Genomic DNA, 16511 nt, shown 5'->3' on the forward strand with positions numbered 1-16511 from the left:
CTTTTTTTATTCTGTTTAATTTCAATAACTTAATTGTTATCAGCAACAGAAGCTTTTACTTTCCATTCGCTAACACTTGCAATAGCATTATTGTTATAATCTACTTCTTTTAAAGTGGCATCTTTCCAGATTAACCACTTGCCGACTTTTTTACCATTATCATAATTTGCAGAAACTTGTTTCTTGCCTTGTGCGCTATAACTAAGCCACTCTCCTTGTAATTTACCATCTGCAGTATAAGCGCCTGTTTGGCTTACAACTCCATTGTCATGATAATAAACAACTTCAATTAAGTTTGTGTCTTTGTTAAGTTTTAAATCTCGCTTATCTTGAGCGAAAGCTACCGCAGCAATTAAAAAGGCAATTGAAAATAAAATTGATTTCTTCATAATTATGGGTTTTAATATTATATCCCAAAGATAAGTAACACATAACATTAAAACAACAATTACGTAACATTAATTTAACATTGAGTTATTAAACTCTTGATAAACAGTCTTTTATTATTTAAATTTAACATTAAAAAGCTTAATAATTACTTAATATTAGCTTTACACTAACTTTAACTAAGGTTAGCATCTTTGCTATGTCTTAAGACAAATCAATTAGTTTTTCATATAATCTATTTAGTTTTTGTCGACTACATTATTATGATTTCTAATGAGGCTGTCTTGGCCAAGGCAGCCTTTTTTTACTTATATTTATACTGAAAGTTAATCATTTAGAAACATTTAGTTAACATTAGAATCGGTTATTTGCATCGACAAAAAACTAAAGATTATAATGAAAATTAAATTTATCCTTACGGCACTATTGGTGTGCGCGTTATTCTCATTGAATGCACAAGAAATTAGCGACACAAAATTTGGTAAAGGTTTAATAAATTTTACAGCTAAAGACAGTTCTTTTAGCATAAAGTTTGCACCACGCTTTCAGTTTCGATCAACATCTTCTTGGGATTATGATGGAAACCAATACGAAAGCCCAGACCATAATTTTATTATACGTCGTGCACGTTTAAAATTTAATGGTTTTGCATATTCTACTAAATTAAAATATAAAATAGAACTAGGCTTATCTAACAGAGATATTTCTGGAGCAAACGATTTTAACAGAAATACACCACGTATTATTCTTGATGCAGTTATTATGTGGAACTTTGCCGAAAACTTTGAACTTTGGGCAGGTCAAACAAAATTACCAGGTAATATAGATCGTGTAGTTTCTTCATCAAACCTGCAATTAATAGATCGTTCTTTATTAAATAGTAGTTTTAATCTTGACCGTGATGTTGGTGTTCAATTACGTCATAAATTAAACTTAGGTAGTCGTTTTTTAATGCGTGAAAAAATTGCTATTTCTCAAGGAGAAGGACGTAATGTTAGTGAAGGTAATATTGGAGGTTTACAATACACTGGTCGTTTAGAGTTTTTACCTTTTGGTGAATTTCAGTCTAAAGGAGATTATATTCAAGCAGCTATAAAAAGAGAAGAAACGCCTAAATTAATGATAGGTGCAACCTATAACTATAATCAAGATGCGGTTAGAGAACGTAGTGGATTAGGTGATTATATGTTTAGAAGCGACGACTCTTTATACGAAACAGATATTACAACAGTATTTGTAGACGCCATGTTTAAATACCAAGGCTTCTCCTTTATGGGAGAATATGCTTCACGAAGTGCTGAAAATGCTATTGCTATAGACTTAGATGGTACACCAACTGGAGATATTGTTTTAACAGGAAATGCAGTAAATTTACAAGCTGGATATATGTTTAAAAGTAATTACGAGATTGCTGCGCGTTTTACTACTTTAGATTTTGATACTGTAACAGGAACCGATCCTCAAGAACAATACACATTAGGTGCATCAAGATATATTGTTGGTCATAAATTAAAAGTACAAAGTGATTTAAGTTACACAACTTTAAATGGAACCGAAGATAACATCACTTTTAGAATTGGATTCGATATTCACTTTTAAACACGAATTAATAACATTGAGGTAACATTGCACTCGATAACACTAAAGATATTTGCAAACTTATTTTAATTAAAAATTATGGATAATATTTATTTATTTATGTTGATTGCCATTACGGTTTTAGCTGTAGCTGATATTGTAGTTGGTGTTAGTAATGACGCTATTAATTTCTTAAACTCAGCAATTGGCTCTAAAGCCATTTCTATGCGAACTATTATGATAGTCGCTAGTTTAGGTATTTTTATTGGAGCAGTATTTTCTAGCGGAATGATGGAAGTCGCTCGTAAAGGTATTTTTGTACCTAGTATGTTTAGTTTCGAAGAGATTATGTACATTTTTATGGCTGTAATGATTACAGACATTTTATTATTAGATTTCTTTAACACTTTAGGTTTACCAACCTCTACAACAGTATCTATTGTATTTAATTTATTAGGAGCTGCAGTAGTAATGTCTCTAATAAAAATTAACGCTCCAGAGAGCACACAGACTTTAGCAGATATTGGTAGTTATATTAACACTAAAAAAGCCGTCGAGATTATTCGCGGTATTGTAATGTCTGTTTTTATAGCCTTTACTGTTGGTGCATTGGTACAATGGGTCTCTCGATTAGTATTTACTTTTCAATATGAGAAAAAAATAAAAAACTTTGGAGCCTTTTTTGGTGCTTTCTGTTTAACAGCTATTACTTACTTTATCTTTTTAAAGGGATTAAAAGGGTCTCCATATTATAATGAGTTAAAAGGTTTTATTGAAGGTAAAGAAATCTTTATTATCCTTGGTAGTTTTTTACTATGGACAGGTGTTTCGTTTGCATTTCAAGCTGCAACAAAAAAATCAATCTTATTAGTAGTAATTGCAGTAGGTACTTTTGGTTTAGCATTAGCATTCTCTGGTAACGATTTAGTAAATTTTATTGGTGTACCAATGGCAGCTTTTCATTCTTACGAAGCATGGATTGCTGGAGGTATGGATAGCACAATGTCTATGTCTATATTAAGTAAAAAAATGCCTGCAGAGCCTTTTCTATTATTTATAGCTGGTGCAATAATGGTATTAACATTATGGTTTTCTAAAAAAGCAAAAACAGTTGCTGAAACAGAATTAAGCCTATCTCGCCAAGGTGATACACACGAAAAGTTTGAGCCAAACATGTTATCTAGAGGTGTTGTAAAAGGAACCTCTTGGTTATCTAACGCTATAAGCTCTGTTGTACCTAAGTCTCTTCAAGAAAGCATGGATAAAAGTTTTCAAAAACCTGAAGCGGCTTTAACTAAAGATCAAAGTATTGATGCTCCGGCTTTCGATATGATTAGAGCTTCGGTAAACCTAATGGTTGCTGGTGTATTAATTGCTATCGCAACCTCTATGAAATTACCTTTATCTACAACTTACGTAACATTTATGGTTGCAATGGGAACCTCTTTTGCAGATCGTGCTTGGGGAAGAGAAAGTGCTGTTTATAGAGTTGCTGGTGTCTTAAATGTTATTGGAGGCTGGTTTGGTACTGCTTTTGGTGCTTTTGTAGCAGCTGGTATTGTAGTATTCTTAATAAACTGGAATCCACAAGTAATGACTCCTATTTTATTATTAATAACAGGATTCTTATTAGTTAGAAACTACTTGTCTCACAAAAAATCTTCAAACAAAACAATTGATGAAGATAGCTTAAAGGAAACAGGAAGTAGTTCTGTACAAGGTGTAATACATGAAAGTGCTAGTAATATTGCTAGTGTTGTAAAGCGTGGAAACACTATTTATAGTAATGCGATTAGAGGTCTTGCAAAGCAGGATACTTCATTACTTAAAAAGAATAAAAAACAAGTGACTAAATTATCAGATGAGGTTGATAGTTTAAGAGATAACATCTTCTACTTTATTAAAAATTTAGACGAAACTAGTTTAAGAGCTAGTAGTTTTTATATTAATATTTTAGGGTACTTACAAGACATGACACAGTCTTTAGAATACATCTCTAAAGCAAGTCATAAACATATTAATAACAATCACAAAAATCTTAAATTTAGTCAAATTAAAGAATTAAAAGAAGTTAATGATGCATTAGAAATTTTATTTAATGATACTAAAAACGCTTTCGACTCTAGGTCTTTTGAGCAAATTGGAGATATTATTGGACGTAAAGAAGATTTATTAGATTTAGTAACTTCAAAAATTGTAAAGCAAGTTGCTCGTACAAGAACTGAAGAGTCTAGCCCAAAAAACACAACGTTATACTTTAGTTTATTATTAGAAACTAAAGATTTATTATCTGCAACAATGAACCTATTAGAAGAGTATTATGGTTCTCATGATAGTTCTGTAGAAATAGCAACTATTCCAGATTCAGAAGAATAGAACACACGCTTTAAACGTTAAAAAAGCCATCATTATATAATGATGGCTTTTTTGTTTTAAAAATTATATAAATTTAATTAGAATATAGCCGAATAAAGATCCCATTATAATAATCCAAATAGGACTTACTTTCGTTTTAAAAACTAAAATTGCAGCAATTAAAGCTATCACTATTCCTCTCCAATCTAACAATGTTTCTTTAGTCATCACAATTAATACAGATAACATAACAGCAACTGCCGCAACATTTACCGCATCTAAAAAATAACGTAGCATTTTAGAGTTTCTCATTTTTGGTATAAAAGGATTGAGAATTAAAACAAACAAAAAAGAAGGTAAAAACATTCCTGCTGTTGCTGCTAAAGCACCTGTAAATCCAGAAAGTTGGTAACCAATAAAAGTAGATGTAGATAATACTGGTCCAGGTGTAAATTGCCCTACAGCAATAGCATCTATTAACTCTGTTCTAGTTAACCAACCTCTTGTAACCAACTCTGCATCTAAATAAGCAAAGAGAACATAGCCACTTCCGTATAAAATTGCTCCTACTTTTAAAAACACTAAGAACACTTTTAAAGTAGATAGTTTTGTTAAAGCAAAACCTAGACTAGAAGAGAAAAGCATTGGCGAAAAACTATTTAAGGTTGAAATCCTTTTCTCTTTAATATAAAAATAAAGCGTTCCTAAAATTCCTGCGCTTAAAAGTGCTACAATTTCATTTACACCAAATAGTGTAACAATTAATACTAACACTCCTAAAACAGTTAATTCTGTTGTTTTAACAGCTTTCTTACCTAGCTTTAACACAGCAGAAGCTATAATTGCTAATACAGCAGGTTTAATACCAAATATAAATGGTGCGACTTCTGGTAACTCACCATACTTAACATATAAGTAAGCCAATAAAGCTGTTATAACTATTGCTGGAAAAATAAAAGATATACCAGCTACAAAAAGTCCTTTCTTTCCTGCACGTTCGTAACCACAATGCATAGTCATTTCTGTAGAGTTTGGTCCTGGAATTAAATTAGTGGTCCCAATAAGATCTAAAAAAGAATCACGAGTTAACCATTTTCGTTTTTCTACAACCTCATCTTCCATCATTGCAATATGAGCTGCTGGTCCGCCAAATGCAAAACAACCTAATTTAAAAAATACTAAAGCGACCTCTTTAAGCTTATTATTCATCGTTTCTTTTATAGCTTTAAAAATAGGAATAAATTAATCTAACACTAAACTAAAGAGTCTCCTATTTGTTAAAGTTTTTTTAAAATTAGTTTTAACGAAGTCTACAAATACAAATTCCACGTAACTATACTAAATTCTAAAACTTAATTATGACTATTAAAAAAACAGCAATCTCAGTATTCGCATTTATTATTTTAGCAAGTTGTGTTTCAAAAAAGAAATACGTTGCATTAGAACAAGAAAAAGGAGAGGTAGTTAGTGAACTAACTAAGACTAAAGTTGAGAAAGAAGAACTAGAAGCAAAATTCGCTAAAATTGAAGCTCGTGTAAGTGATTATAATGCTAAAATTAATTCTCTAGTAGCAGATAACGAAGGTTTACAAATAGAAAACGACAGTAAACTAGATATTTCACCAGATGGTACGGTTGCTTCAAAATTAACTAAGCAGCAAATGCGTAACACATTAACCAAAGTAGATTCTTACAAATTAAGTCAGGCTAAAACTTTAAAAGATTCTATGAATCTTGCTGTAGAATACAGTTTAAATCGTGTAATTGATACAAGCTCTTTAAATGAAGATGAAGATATATCTGTAAATATTAACGAAACCGTAGTAATGATTTCTATTAGTGACAAAATGCTTTTTAACACAGGAAGCTATAGATTAAGCAATAAAGCTAATGGTATTTTACAAAAATTAGCAGATGTTATTAATTCGGAACCAAGTATAGATGTTATGGTAGAAGGACATACAGATGCAAGATCTATTAGTACTGCTAAAGTTTCCGATAACTGGGATTTAAGTGTTTTAAGAGCAACATCTGTTGTAAGAAAATTACAAAATAGCTTTGGTGTAGCACCAGAAAAATTAATAGCTTCTGGACGTAGTAGTTACCAACCTTTAACAGATAATGATTCTAGAGAAGGACGTTCTAAAAACAGACGTACAAGAATAATTTTACTACCTAATATCGATAAGTTTTTTGCTTTAATGGCATCTAACTAATAAGGTGTTTTAATAACGATTAGGCATTATTAAACAAAACATTAAAAAAGCACTATAATATCTAAGTAAGCACTTGTGGCTTTTTTGTGTTTCTTAAAATCATCTCAAGTTTTGATTTGATATTAAAAAACGTAGTATCATTAGACTATTTTAAAGAAGAAACGGTATTAGAACAATTAACCTGTGTTTTAACAAAGAAGTCGTTTATTAAACGTCTACACTCGTTTAGTTTATCTTGATTTATACTGTAATAAAGGTTTTTACCTTTTACTGTTTGTTTTAGTAAACCTGTTTTTCTTATTTCTGCTAAATGTTGAGAAATAGTAGGTTGTGCCAACCCAATAGCTTTTACTAAATTATTACAATTAGAATCTTCATTCTGACTTATATATTGAATAATAGATACTCTAGCAGGATGACCAATCATTTTAGTGAAATTAGCAATCTGGTTTTGTTGCTCATCGAAAATATGTTTTTTTGTAAAGCCCATTGTATATATTTAATTGTGATATTGCAATATCACGTTTATTGATGAAATAAAAAAAGCCAAAGGTGTAATAACACTATTGGCTTTTAGCTTTTATTTAAAACCAAGGTTTTCTTCCTACTTGGTATGTGTTGTAAAATTCTTCATCTGATTTTGTTAAATACATAATTCCTTCAATTAAAGCTACAATTGCAACTATAGTTGTAGGTATACCACAAAGAAACCATCCAAGAATACCAACAGCAGCCATTATTATACCTTCTTTTTGATACCCAAGTATAAATTTATGAACACCTAACCATCCAAATAATATTGCTAAGACACCCGCAAGTATTTTTTTATTGTCACCAGATGCACTATTAAATGCTTCTTTTGCACTATCACTAAACTCTTTGGCTGCATCTTTAGCATCATCGGCAAGTTCATCCATAGATTCTTTTGCTTCGCCAGCTAACTCACTAGCTTTGTCTGCTGCTTTTTTAGCTCCTTCTTTAGCGTCTCCTAACATATCGTCAAGGCCATCTTTTAAATTTTTTTCGTCGGACATTATTTTAATTTTTGTAGTTGATTTATTCTCTAAAAGTACTAAAAAAAGTACCGTTTACAAAAAAGCTTTATCTATTGGTTCCCAAAGCTCAATTTTATTACCATCGTTATCGAGTATCCAACCAAATTTACCATAGTCGTATTCTTCTACTTTACCTACAATGGTAACACCTTCTTCTTTTAAAGTCGCTAATAGTTCGTGTAAATTTTCTACACGATAATTAAACATAAACTCTTTTTTAGAAGGCTCGAAGTATTTTGTGTCGTCTTTAAAAGGAGACCATTGTGTAGAACAATCATTTCCTTCTTTATCTTTTGTCCAGAAAGTACAACCGTAATCGTCTGTATTAAAACCTAAATGCTTATTGTACCAATCTTTAGCTGCTTTTGGGTCTTTACTTTTAAAAAATAAGCCTCCAATACCTGTAACTCTTTTTTTCATTTTATCCTGTATTTATTTCAGGATCTCATGAATTGAATTCCTGAATACTATTAAACTAATAATTATTTCTTAATTGCACTCTCGTAAATTTCAATCCATTCTTCTACACTTATTTTGCCTAGAAGCTCTTCAATTAAATTGTAAGGAATATCGTCTATTTTTTTAAACCTAACACAACTTTTACCCATATCTAGTTTGTACTTGCAATGTTTAGGATACTCTGCTACAAACCAATTATAAAGTTCCTTTTTAGCATACATTCCTGAATGGTATAATGCTATAAAATTTTTCTGTGATGCTAAATTAATAAAAGGCAAAGGCGGAAATGGTTTACAATGGTAGCCGTTTGGGTAAATAGATTTTGGCACATAATAAGCTAGCATTCCATAACTTATTCCAGCTTCTAAACCTTTTGGCATGTGCTTTATTATAAGATTATTTAACTTAGTAATTGCTGCTTTCCTGTCTTCTGGAAGTTGCCCAATATAATCTTCGGGAGTGGTTGCTTGAGAGGTCATATTAAGTATTAATATTTGAAGCTTAAAGTTAATAAAAATTTGCCTTTACCTTATCTACTATAGTTTGCGCTAATTTCTCTTTACTTTCAATAGTCCAACCAGCTACGTGTGGTGATAACAATACGTTTTCTGATTGAATTAAATATTGAAATGCCTCTGGCATATTACCATCGCTAAATAAGTTTTCGAAAGATGCTTTTTCATATTCTAAAACATCTAAACCTGCTCCTAAAATCTTTCCTTTTTTTAATGCTGACACTAAAGCTGAAGTGTCAACACTTTTTCCTCTTGCAGTATTTATTAACCAAAAGTCTTTTTTAAAGGCATTGATAAATGCTTGATTAACCATACCAACAGTTAAATCTGTTTCTGGTGTGTGCAAGCTTAAAACATCTGCTTTTTGTTGCAATTCTTCTAAAGAGACTTGCTTTACATTATTGTCTCCTACATCCGGTTTTAGGTCGTAACAAAGCACTTTTACATCGAATCCTCTAAGTTTCTTAGCGAATGCTTTGCCCATGTTTCCGTAGCCTATAAGTCCTACTGTTTTCCCGTCTAGTTCAAGTCCTCGATTGTCTTCTCGCAACCACTGGCCTTCTCTAACTTCTCGATCTGCTTTATTTAGTTTATTAAATAAAGATAACAGCATTGCTAGGCTATGTTCGCCAACAGCGTTTCTATTACCTTCTGGAGCTGCAATTAACGTGATGCCTTTTTCTTGAGCATAATCACAGTCTATATTTTCTAATCCTGCACCTACCCGACCTATAAATTTTAAGTTTTTTGCTGAATCGATAAAATCGCGATTGATACTAAAACGACTTCGGATTATGAAACCATCGTATTCGTGAATTATTTTTTGAATGTCTTCTTTTGAATCTGAATAGTTTTCGTGATTGGTGAAACCTAAATCGTTTAATTGATCTATTAAAAGCGGATGATTTGTGTCTAAATGAAGTATTTTCATATTGAAAGTAATGCCTATTCGTTTTGTTTTTTTTGACTGAACTACTTTAAATTAAGCAGTTTTTAAAGTTACGAAGATTTGCGTTAGTGGTAGAAACGGCATCCTTTTTTTTGTTGCATATATGCAAAAAAAAGATATAGTGGATAACACGACCTTTTGCAATACTACAAAGTTTTATAAACCTTGTAGTATTGCAAAAGGTAACGCCCAAAAAATATTAAAAGCCTAAAATAAATTTAGCTATTAAAAAATAAGTTAAAATACCAAAGACATCGTTACTGGTTGTAATAAATGGTCCCGTAGCAACTGCTGGATCTATGCCTCTTTTGTCTAAAAATATTGGTACAAATGTGCCAATTAACGCAGCCATAACAATTACGGCAACTAAAGCAATAGCAATGGTTATTGAAACGTTATATGGTGTACCGAATGCGAAATGAGTGATTAACAAACCAATTATTGCAATGGCAACGCCGTTTACTAAACCTAATAAAAACTCTTTAAAAAGGCGTTTTAAAATATTGCCGTCTAGACTGTTATTTGCAAGTGCTTGCACAACAATTGCCGACGATTGTACACCTACATTTCCTGCGGTTGCTTGAATTAATGGAACGAAACTTAATAGCACTATAAAACCTCCCATACTATCGTTAAAAGATTCTATAATACTTGCTGCACCTAAACCACCAAACATACCAATTAACAACCAAGGTAATCTTGCTATTGTTAGTTTTTTAATACTATCGTCTGCTTCTACATCTCGAGATATACCGGCTGCCATTTGGTAATCTTTTTCGGCTTCTTCTTTTATTACATCTACAATATCGTCTATGGTAATACGGCCGACAAGTACTTTATTTTCATCGACTACAGGAATGGCTTCCAAATCGTATTTTTGCATTATTCTAGCTACCTCTTCTGCATCTTCATTAACATCTACAAAATCTACTTTAGGAATATAAACTGTAGAAATGTGTGCCCGTGGTGAAGCCATTAGCAAATCTTTTAGAGACAAGCGTCCTATTAACTTTTCGTCTCCGTCCACTACATAAATAGAGTGTACTCTTGTTACGTTTTCGGCTTGCGCTCGCATTTCTCTTACACACTCTGTAATGGTCCAGTTTTCGTTGACTCTTACAAGTTCTTTCGCCATTAAACCACCTGCTGTATCTTCATCGTAGGTAAGTAATTCTCGAATTTCGGCTTTGTGCTCTTCATCTTCAATGTATGCAATAACTTCCTCTTGACGCTGTTCGGAAAGTTCGGCAATCATATCTGCCGCATCATCTGTATCTAGCTCCTCAATTTCTTCGGCAATCTCCTTTGTAGATAGTGTAGCTAAGATTTTCTCTCGATCATCTTCATCCATTTCCATAAGGATTTCGGATGTAATGTCACTATCTAAAAGTCTAATAATATATGATGCCTGATCTGTACTTAGATCTTCAAGAATCTCTGCTATATCTGCGTAATGGTATTCAGTTAATAAATCTAAAATACCGTTATCATCTTTAGAATCTACTAATTGCTCTACGCCTTCAATAAGCTCATCGTTTATTGAGAATTTGATGTTTTCGTCTTGTTCTTCCACTAAAGATATGTTTTATATTTTCCAATTAAAACTGACAGGTTACTGAGCGTTTTTTGGTTAATATTTAGTGTTAATCGATTTCTTTTTCGTCGTTTTCTATTAAACTTGTTAAATCAATAAAAGCTTGAACATCTAGCTGTTCTGGACGTTTGTCAAATATAACGTTTGCTTTTAGACTATCGCTTAATTCTAATGTTTTTAAACTGTTACGTAAGGTCTTTCTTCTATGCATAAATGCTTGTTTTACTACTCTAAAAAGTAATTTCTCATCGCAAGACAGCGTGAAATTTTCTTTACGTGTTAATTTTAACACTCCAGATTCTACTTTTGGAGGCGGATTAAATACTGTTGGAGGAACGGTAAATAAATACTCGGCATGGTAAAAAGCTTGAGTTAATACAGATAGAATACCATAGGCTTTACTACCTTCTTTAGAGCAAATACGCTGAGCCACTTCTTTTTGGAACATTCCAGAAAACTCTGGTATTTGATGCCTTAATTCTAATGTTTTAAAAACAATTTGTGTTGATATATTATAAGGAAAATTACCACATATAGCAAAAGGTTCGTCTCCAAAGGTTTCGGACAAATCGTACTTTAAAAAATCTTTTTCAATAATTCTTGGTGCAAGAGTTAGATAATTGTTTTTAAGATATTCTACACTTTCTGTATCTATTTCGATGGCATAAAGCGTTATAGGTTTTTTAAGTAAAAACTTGGTTAGAACTCCCATTCCAGGACCAATTTCTAAAACTTTATCGTATCCTTTTAATGATAATGCATCACCAATTTGCTCTGCAATTGTTTCATCTTCTAAAAAATGCTGACCTAAAAACTTCTTAGCTTTTACTTGGTGTGGATTGTGAAATTTTTTTGCCATATTTTTTTGTTTTACCACGAATACACGAATTTAATTAATGTGATTTCGCTTATTAAAATGGTGTGTAATTTAATTACAAGAATTTGAAACTATATTTAAATAAAATTATTATTTAACGTCTACAGTATATTCATCTACAACTTCTAGTTCTGTTCTAAAAGCGAGCATTTTATCTGCAAATAGTTTTGCACCTTCTGCACGTAATCGGTCTGCATCTTCTTTATAATATAAATCTAATGTTTCGCGAGAATGTGCCCTATATTGTATAGAATAGGTTTGTCCTCCCATTTCTTCTTCGATTAAAACTTTAGTTAGCTTTGCTTCTTTAAACTTACCAGTTGCTAATACTTGTGGAATATGTTCTTTAATCCATTTTAACCATTGGTCGTGAGCGCTGTCGTCTATGTTTACTGTAACGTTGTAAATTACCATTTTATATTGTTTTTGCAAATAACAGAAGTTCTTGGTCATCATCAAAAGGTTTTACTTTTTTTTCGAAGTAAAAATCTAGTTTTTCTAACAGTTTTATAGAGTTCTTGTTTATTTCGAGTGTTATTGCTACTAATTTTTCTATTTTAAATTTCTCTTTTGCTAATTTAATTATGGCTAGCGAAGATTCAAACCCGAAACCAAAACCTTCATATTCTGGTAACACTGCGAAACCAAGATCTATATTATCTAATGTCTCTCTTTTTATTAAACCACAAGTTCCAATAGGTTTTAGACTGTCTTTTAAACGTAAAACATAAAAGCCAAAACCGTTATTTTTATAACTGTTTAAATGCCCGTTTGCAATACTTTCTTCAGCTTGCTTTACAATTGTAATATTTCTATCTCCTATGTATTTTAACCAATGCGGTGTATTAACTAATTCCATAAAGAAAGCAGCATCCTTAATTGTAAACTCCGAGATAATTAGTCTGTTTGTTTTAGCAACTATCATAGTTTAATGTTATTAGTTAATTTATAGAAGTTAAATGATAATGTATTGCTACTATTTAATTACATTATCAATTAATAGCATCACCACGTAAAGCGCGATATTTTTTTCTTGATTCTACAAAATAAATACTATCGGCATGCTCGAAAATAACACTTTCGTATAACGCTTTTGCTTTTTCTGGTTGGTTTAATTTATTTGCATAAATTTCGGCTAAAGCATAAATAGCATCATCTACTAATATACCGTCTTTAAAATCTAAAATTATACGCTCATAATTTTCTTTAGCTTTATCAAACCGAGCTTTTTCTTCTAGCAACTGTGCTTGTTTTAAAAGTGTTTGAGCTACAATAGCTTCGGTTTTATAATCTTTTAATATGGTACTTAAAAGAGAAATGGATTCTTCTTTTTTATTCTGAAACGCTAACAAATCTGCTTTAGCATACCTTTTTAATGCAGTTTGTAAAGAGTCTTCAGTTTTATTATCTCCTATTAGTAATTTTAAATCTAAAGCATCGTTTGCTGTAAGCTGAGATGTAGAAGCCTTTAATATTTTAAGCTGAGATTCTGCCCATTTAAAATCGCCTTTATAATAACTCGTTTTTGCAACTTTAAAACGTGCTTCTTGAGAAATAGTACTATTTTTAAGACTACGTTGTATTTGGGTATAGTAAATTAATGCTTCATTAAATTTTTCTTCTAAAACAAGAATATCTCCTAACTCCATTTTAATTGGTGCTGAACTGTAATTATCTATACCAGATTCTAAACTGTCTTTTAAAAACGAAATGGCTTCTGTTGTTTTATTAAGATAAAAGGCTAAGAAATGAGCATAAGCAATTTGAATATTTAGAGTACGCCCTTGTTTTCCATAGGTCTCTAATAGTTTTATATAGCTTTGATTAATAGATTTATAATCATCTTTAGTCGCTTGTTCTGTTTCTATTTTAAGAAGATTATAATGTCCATTAATTTTAATGTCTATATCCTGAGTATTATCTACAATAAATTGAAAGATCTCTTTAGCAAGCTCTGGTTGCTTTTGTGTGTATGCAATATTTGCTAATTCCTCTACACGATATAGAGATTCCATTTCTCTTTTATAGATGGCCTTTTCTTGCGTAAAAGCTTTTTTATAATCTTTTTGCTGAATAAATAACCAACTCAACATATCGTTCCATTTTAAATCTGGATCGGTTTGTATTTTTTTAAGTATAATTTTTCTTAAAATAGTATTGTTTTCATTTTCTTTATTCTCACTTATAAAACTGCTAAATTCTCTTTTTATAATGTTTATGTAAACATCATTAATTTCAGAAAAATTAATATAACTGTTAAACATTTTTTCAATATCACCTTGCTCTCCATAAATACGAGCTAATTGCATATTAAAATTCAACTCTGGTTTTGCAACCATGGCTCTTTCGTAAGTTTGTATTGCTTGTTCTAATAACGAATAAGATTCGAACGCTCGACCAATCATACCTGCATAATTAGGCCTTGCATCTAATTCTTTTAAAGCCTTGTCATAAGAAACATTAGCATTTATTGTGTCGTTTTGCAGCTTGTAATTATAGCCTAATTGCACAAGTGCTGGAGGGAAATTTACCATAGCTAGATAATTCAAAATCAAAGATTCTGCTTCCTTATATTGCTCTAATTCTTGGTGTGTTTTTACTAACTGATCTAAATAAATTTTCTTTCTTTTGTTTTTAGAGTATAATTTTTGGTAAGAAATTAAAGCCTTTTCAAACTCTCCTTTTTTAAAATATTCATTTGCAACAATATCGTCTTGCGAAAACGCATTGAAGCAAAATAAAAAACAAAAAATATAAAGTAAACGCATAAAAAGTATTTGTGTAAATATAGCAAATGTTATGCCTTAAGCGAATATAGTAAATTACAAAAAAGCATAAAAAAAATGCCTGAACTTAATCAGGCATTAGCCAATCTAAATAAATGTGCTATTAATCATTATATTTAAAATGATTCAATTACTCGACTGGAGAATTTTCTATCTAAAAATTAATTATTTGTTCGCCATTACTATACTAATTGCTTTCTCTGTTTTCAATTTGTCGAAATCCGACGAAAAGACTTTCACAGCTAAAACAATTAACGCAGCAAGTAGGAATAAGCGTTTAATGTTTTTCATTTCCAAGGTTGTTACTATTTGGGAATTTAAATATGTAACAAATATCCCTAAAAAAGAAATAAATCAACGATTTTTCGTTAAACAGCGCTTTTTGTTAACACTTTATCGATGATAAAGTGTTTTTTAGAATGATTTTGTAATAAGATTCAGATATTAGTCGATAATAGAAAAACCTGTATATGGTATTAAAGCTTCAGGAATTTCAATTCCTTTTTCTGTTTGGTAGTTTTCTAAAATTCCAGCCAAAACTCTTGGTAAAGCTAAAGAGCTTCCATTAAGCGTATGTGCTAATTCATTTTTACCCTCACTATTCTTAAAACGAAGTTTTAAACGGTTAGCTTGGTAAGTTTCAAAATTCGAAACACTAGAGATTTCTAACCAACGGTCTTGTGCTGTAGAAAATAATTCAAAATCGTAAGTCATAGCAGCAGGAAAACCAGTATCTCCACCACATAATCTTAAAATTCTAAAAGGCAACTTAAGCTCACGTAAAATATCTTTTACATGCTCAATCATACCATCAAAAGCCTTATAAGAATTGTCTGGATGTTCAACTCTAATAATTTCAACTTTATCAAATTGATGCAATCTATTTAAACCACGAACATGCGCTCCATAACTACCAGCTTCACGTCTAAAACATGGCGTGTAACCTGTAATACCAATAGGTAACTCGCTCTCATTTAATAAAACATCTCTAAAAACATTTGTTCCTGGAACTTCGGCAGTAGGAATTAAATATAAATTATCTCTAGAGTCATGATACATCTGTCCTTCTTTATCTGGTAACTGTCCAGTACCATAACAAGACGCTTCATTTACCAAATGTGGTAATTGGTATTCTGTGTAACCGGCATCAGTATTTTTATCTAAAAAATAAGCAATAAGCGCACGTTGTAACCTTGCACCTTTTCCTTTATATACTGGAAAACCAGCTCCGGCAATTTTATTACCTAATTCAAAATCTATAATGTCGTATTTCTTTGCTAACTCCCAATGTGGCTGCGCTCCATCGTACAATTCAGGAATACTTCCTTCGTTAAAAATCTCTTCATTATCTTCTTCAGATTTTCCTGCAGGAACAGAGCTGTGAGGTACATTTGGCAATTGATACAATAAACTTTGTAGTTTATCTGCGGCGGCACTTAAATCGTCAGACAATGTTTTAGAATCTTCTTTTAAGGCACTTACCTTTTCTTTTAACTGGTTTGCCTCAGCAGCTTTACCGGTTTTATACAAGTTTCCTATTTCCTTAGATAAAACGTTAGATTCAGCCAAAGTGTTATCTAGTTTTGTTTGTAAACTACGACGAGAATCGTCTAACGTAATCACCTCTTCAACTATATCCTTAGCATCAAAATTTCTTTTTGCTAAACCTGTAATTACAGTTTCTTTGTTGTCTCTAATAAATGGTACTTGTAACATATTTTTTGTTTTTGGCGTTACCTA

16 protein-coding genes are annotated in these 16511 nt (G+C 31.4%); 3 read left to right on the forward strand and 13 right to left on the reverse strand.

The window, feature by feature from the left end; all coding sequences use genetic code 11:
- Positions 1 to 29: 29 nt before the first annotated feature.
- Positions 30 to 389, reverse strand: coding sequence for a toxin-antitoxin system YwqK family antitoxin (locus tag ASC41_RS07405; protein ID WP_055436006.1), 360 nt, complete (start codon positions 387 to 389; stop codon positions 30 to 32).
- A 394-nt stretch (positions 390 to 783) separates the two neighbouring features.
- Here ASC41_RS07405 and ASC41_RS07410 point away from each other — a divergent pair, with 394 nt between their 5' ends.
- A complete protein-coding gene (locus ASC41_RS07410) occupies positions 784 to 1986 on the forward strand; it encodes a porin (RefSeq protein ID WP_055436007.1) in 1203 nt (400 codons plus the stop codon).
- Between the two features lie 78 nt (positions 1987 to 2064).
- Entirely contained in the window at positions 2065 to 4341 is a 2277-nt protein-coding gene (locus ASC41_RS07415) for an inorganic phosphate transporter (RefSeq protein ID WP_055436008.1), read from the forward strand.
- 63 nt (positions 4342 to 4404) lie between these two features.
- Here ASC41_RS07415 and chrA read toward each other — a convergent pair whose 3' ends face one another.
- On the reverse strand, positions 4405 to 5529 hold the full coding sequence (gene chrA, locus ASC41_RS07420) for a chromate efflux transporter (RefSeq protein WP_055436009.1): 1125 nt from the start codon (positions 5527 to 5529) through the stop codon (positions 4405 to 4407).
- Positions 5530 to 5684: 155 nt separating this feature from the next.
- Here chrA and ASC41_RS07425 point away from each other — a divergent pair, with 155 nt between their 5' ends.
- The gene (locus ASC41_RS07425; RefSeq protein WP_055436049.1) at positions 5685 to 6536 is read left to right on the forward strand and encodes an OmpA/MotB family protein; all 852 of its coding nucleotides are present in this window, start codon (positions 5685 to 5687) and stop codon (positions 6534 to 6536) included.
- 145 nt (positions 6537 to 6681) lie between these two features.
- Here ASC41_RS07425 and ASC41_RS07430 read toward each other — a convergent pair whose 3' ends face one another.
- The 11 genes from ASC41_RS07430 to serS form a co-directional block, all read right to left on the reverse strand.
- Complete coding sequence (locus ASC41_RS07430; RefSeq protein ID WP_055436010.1) at positions 6682 to 7026, reverse strand: ArsR/SmtB family transcription factor; 345 nt, start codon at positions 7024 to 7026, stop codon at positions 6682 to 6684.
- 94 nt (positions 7027 to 7120) lie between these two features.
- Positions 7121 to 7570: a TM2 domain-containing protein gene (locus tag ASC41_RS07435; RefSeq protein ID WP_055436011.1), complete on the reverse strand. Its 450-nt coding sequence runs from the start codon at positions 7568 to 7570 to the stop codon at positions 7121 to 7123.
- A 54-nt stretch (positions 7571 to 7624) separates the two neighbouring features.
- Positions 7625 to 8011, reverse strand: coding sequence for a VOC family protein (locus tag ASC41_RS07440; RefSeq protein WP_055436012.1), 387 nt, complete (start codon positions 8009 to 8011; stop codon positions 7625 to 7627).
- A gap of 62 nt (positions 8012 to 8073) precedes the next feature.
- Entirely contained in the window at positions 8074 to 8529 is a 456-nt protein-coding gene (locus tag ASC41_RS07445) for a DUF1801 domain-containing protein (protein ID WP_055436013.1), read from the reverse strand.
- A 28-nt stretch (positions 8530 to 8557) separates the two neighbouring features.
- Entirely contained in the window at positions 8558 to 9496 is a 939-nt protein-coding gene (locus ASC41_RS07450; protein ID WP_055436014.1) for a 2-hydroxyacid dehydrogenase, read from the reverse strand.
- A 217-nt stretch (positions 9497 to 9713) separates the two neighbouring features.
- Positions 9714 to 11087, reverse strand: a complete 1374-nt coding sequence (gene mgtE / locus ASC41_RS07455) for a magnesium transporter (RefSeq protein ID WP_083477163.1) — start codon at positions 11085 to 11087, stop codon at positions 9714 to 9716.
- A 70-nt stretch (positions 11088 to 11157) separates the two neighbouring features.
- Positions 11158 to 11967, reverse strand: coding sequence for a 16S rRNA (adenine(1518)-N(6)/adenine(1519)-N(6))-dimethyltransferase RsmA (gene rsmA, locus ASC41_RS07460; RefSeq protein ID WP_055436015.1), 810 nt, complete (start codon positions 11965 to 11967; stop codon positions 11158 to 11160).
- Positions 11968 to 12075: 108 nt separating this feature from the next.
- Positions 12076 to 12399 (reverse strand): DUF4286 family protein, encoded by a 324-nt coding sequence (locus tag ASC41_RS07465; RefSeq protein ID WP_055436016.1) that lies wholly within the window; start codon positions 12397 to 12399, stop codon positions 12076 to 12078.
- Position 12400: 1 nt separating this feature from the next.
- Complete coding sequence (locus ASC41_RS07470; RefSeq protein ID WP_055436017.1) at positions 12401 to 12910, reverse strand: GNAT family N-acetyltransferase; 510 nt, start codon at positions 12908 to 12910, stop codon at positions 12401 to 12403.
- Positions 12911 to 12977: 67 nt separating this feature from the next.
- Positions 12978 to 14753 (reverse strand): tetratricopeptide repeat protein, encoded by a 1776-nt coding sequence (locus tag ASC41_RS07475; RefSeq protein WP_055436018.1) that lies wholly within the window; start codon positions 14751 to 14753, stop codon positions 12978 to 12980.
- Positions 14754 to 15215: 462 nt separating this feature from the next.
- Positions 15216 to 16487 (reverse strand): serine--tRNA ligase, encoded by a 1272-nt coding sequence (gene serS / locus ASC41_RS07480; protein WP_055436019.1) that lies wholly within the window; start codon positions 16485 to 16487, stop codon positions 15216 to 15218.
- Positions 16488 to 16511: the final 24 nt, after the last annotated feature.

The sequence above is a fragment of the Lacinutrix algicola genome (assembly GCF_001418085.1).
Taxonomy (GTDB): domain Bacteria; phylum Bacteroidota; class Bacteroidia; order Flavobacteriales; family Flavobacteriaceae; genus Lacinutrix; species Lacinutrix algicola.

Coding starts and splice junctions, on each gene's coding strand:
- ASC41_RS07445 (WP_055436013.1), bottom strand. CDS start 8,529: ATGACCTCTCAAGCAACCACTCCCGAAGATTATATTGGGCAACTTCCA.
- ASC41_RS07430 (WP_055436010.1), bottom strand. CDS start 7,026: ATGGGCTTTACAAAAAAACATATTTTCGATGAGCAACAAAACCAGATT.
- ASC41_RS07405 (WP_055436006.1), bottom strand. CDS start 389: ATGAAGAAATCAATTTTATTTTCAATTGCCTTTTTAATTGCTGCGGTA.
- ASC41_RS07410 (WP_055436007.1), top strand. CDS start 784: ATGAAAATTAAATTTATCCTTACGGCACTATTGGTGTGCGCGTTATTC.
- ASC41_RS07435 (WP_055436011.1), bottom strand. CDS start 7,570: ATGTCCGACGAAAAAAATTTAAAAGATGGCCTTGACGATATGTTAGGA.
- ASC41_RS07440 (WP_055436012.1), bottom strand. CDS start 8,011: ATGAAAAAAAGAGTTACAGGTATTGGAGGCTTATTTTTTAAAAGTAAA.
- ASC41_RS07415 (WP_055436008.1), top strand. CDS start 2,065: ATGGATAATATTTATTTATTTATGTTGATTGCCATTACGGTTTTAGCT.
- ASC41_RS07450 (WP_055436014.1), bottom strand. CDS start 9,496: ATGAAAATACTTCATTTAGACACAAATCATCCGCTTTTAATAGATCAA.
- chrA (WP_055436009.1), bottom strand. CDS start 5,529: ATGAATAATAAGCTTAAAGAGGTCGCTTTAGTATTTTTTAAATTAGGT.
- ASC41_RS07475 (WP_055436018.1), bottom strand. CDS start 14,753: ATGCGTTTACTTTATATTTTTTGTTTTTTATTTTGCTTCAATGCGTTT.
- ASC41_RS07470 (WP_055436017.1), bottom strand. CDS start 12,910: ATGATAGTTGCTAAAACAAACAGACTAATTATCTCGGAGTTTACAATT.
- ASC41_RS07465 (WP_055436016.1), bottom strand. CDS start 12,399: ATGGTAATTTACAACGTTACAGTAAACATAGACGACAGCGCTCACGAC.
- rsmA (WP_055436015.1), bottom strand. CDS start 11,967: ATGGCAAAAAAATTTCACAATCCACACCAAGTAAAAGCTAAGAAGTTT.
- serS (WP_055436019.1), bottom strand. CDS start 16,487: ATGTTACAAGTACCATTTATTAGAGACAACAAAGAAACTGTAATTACA.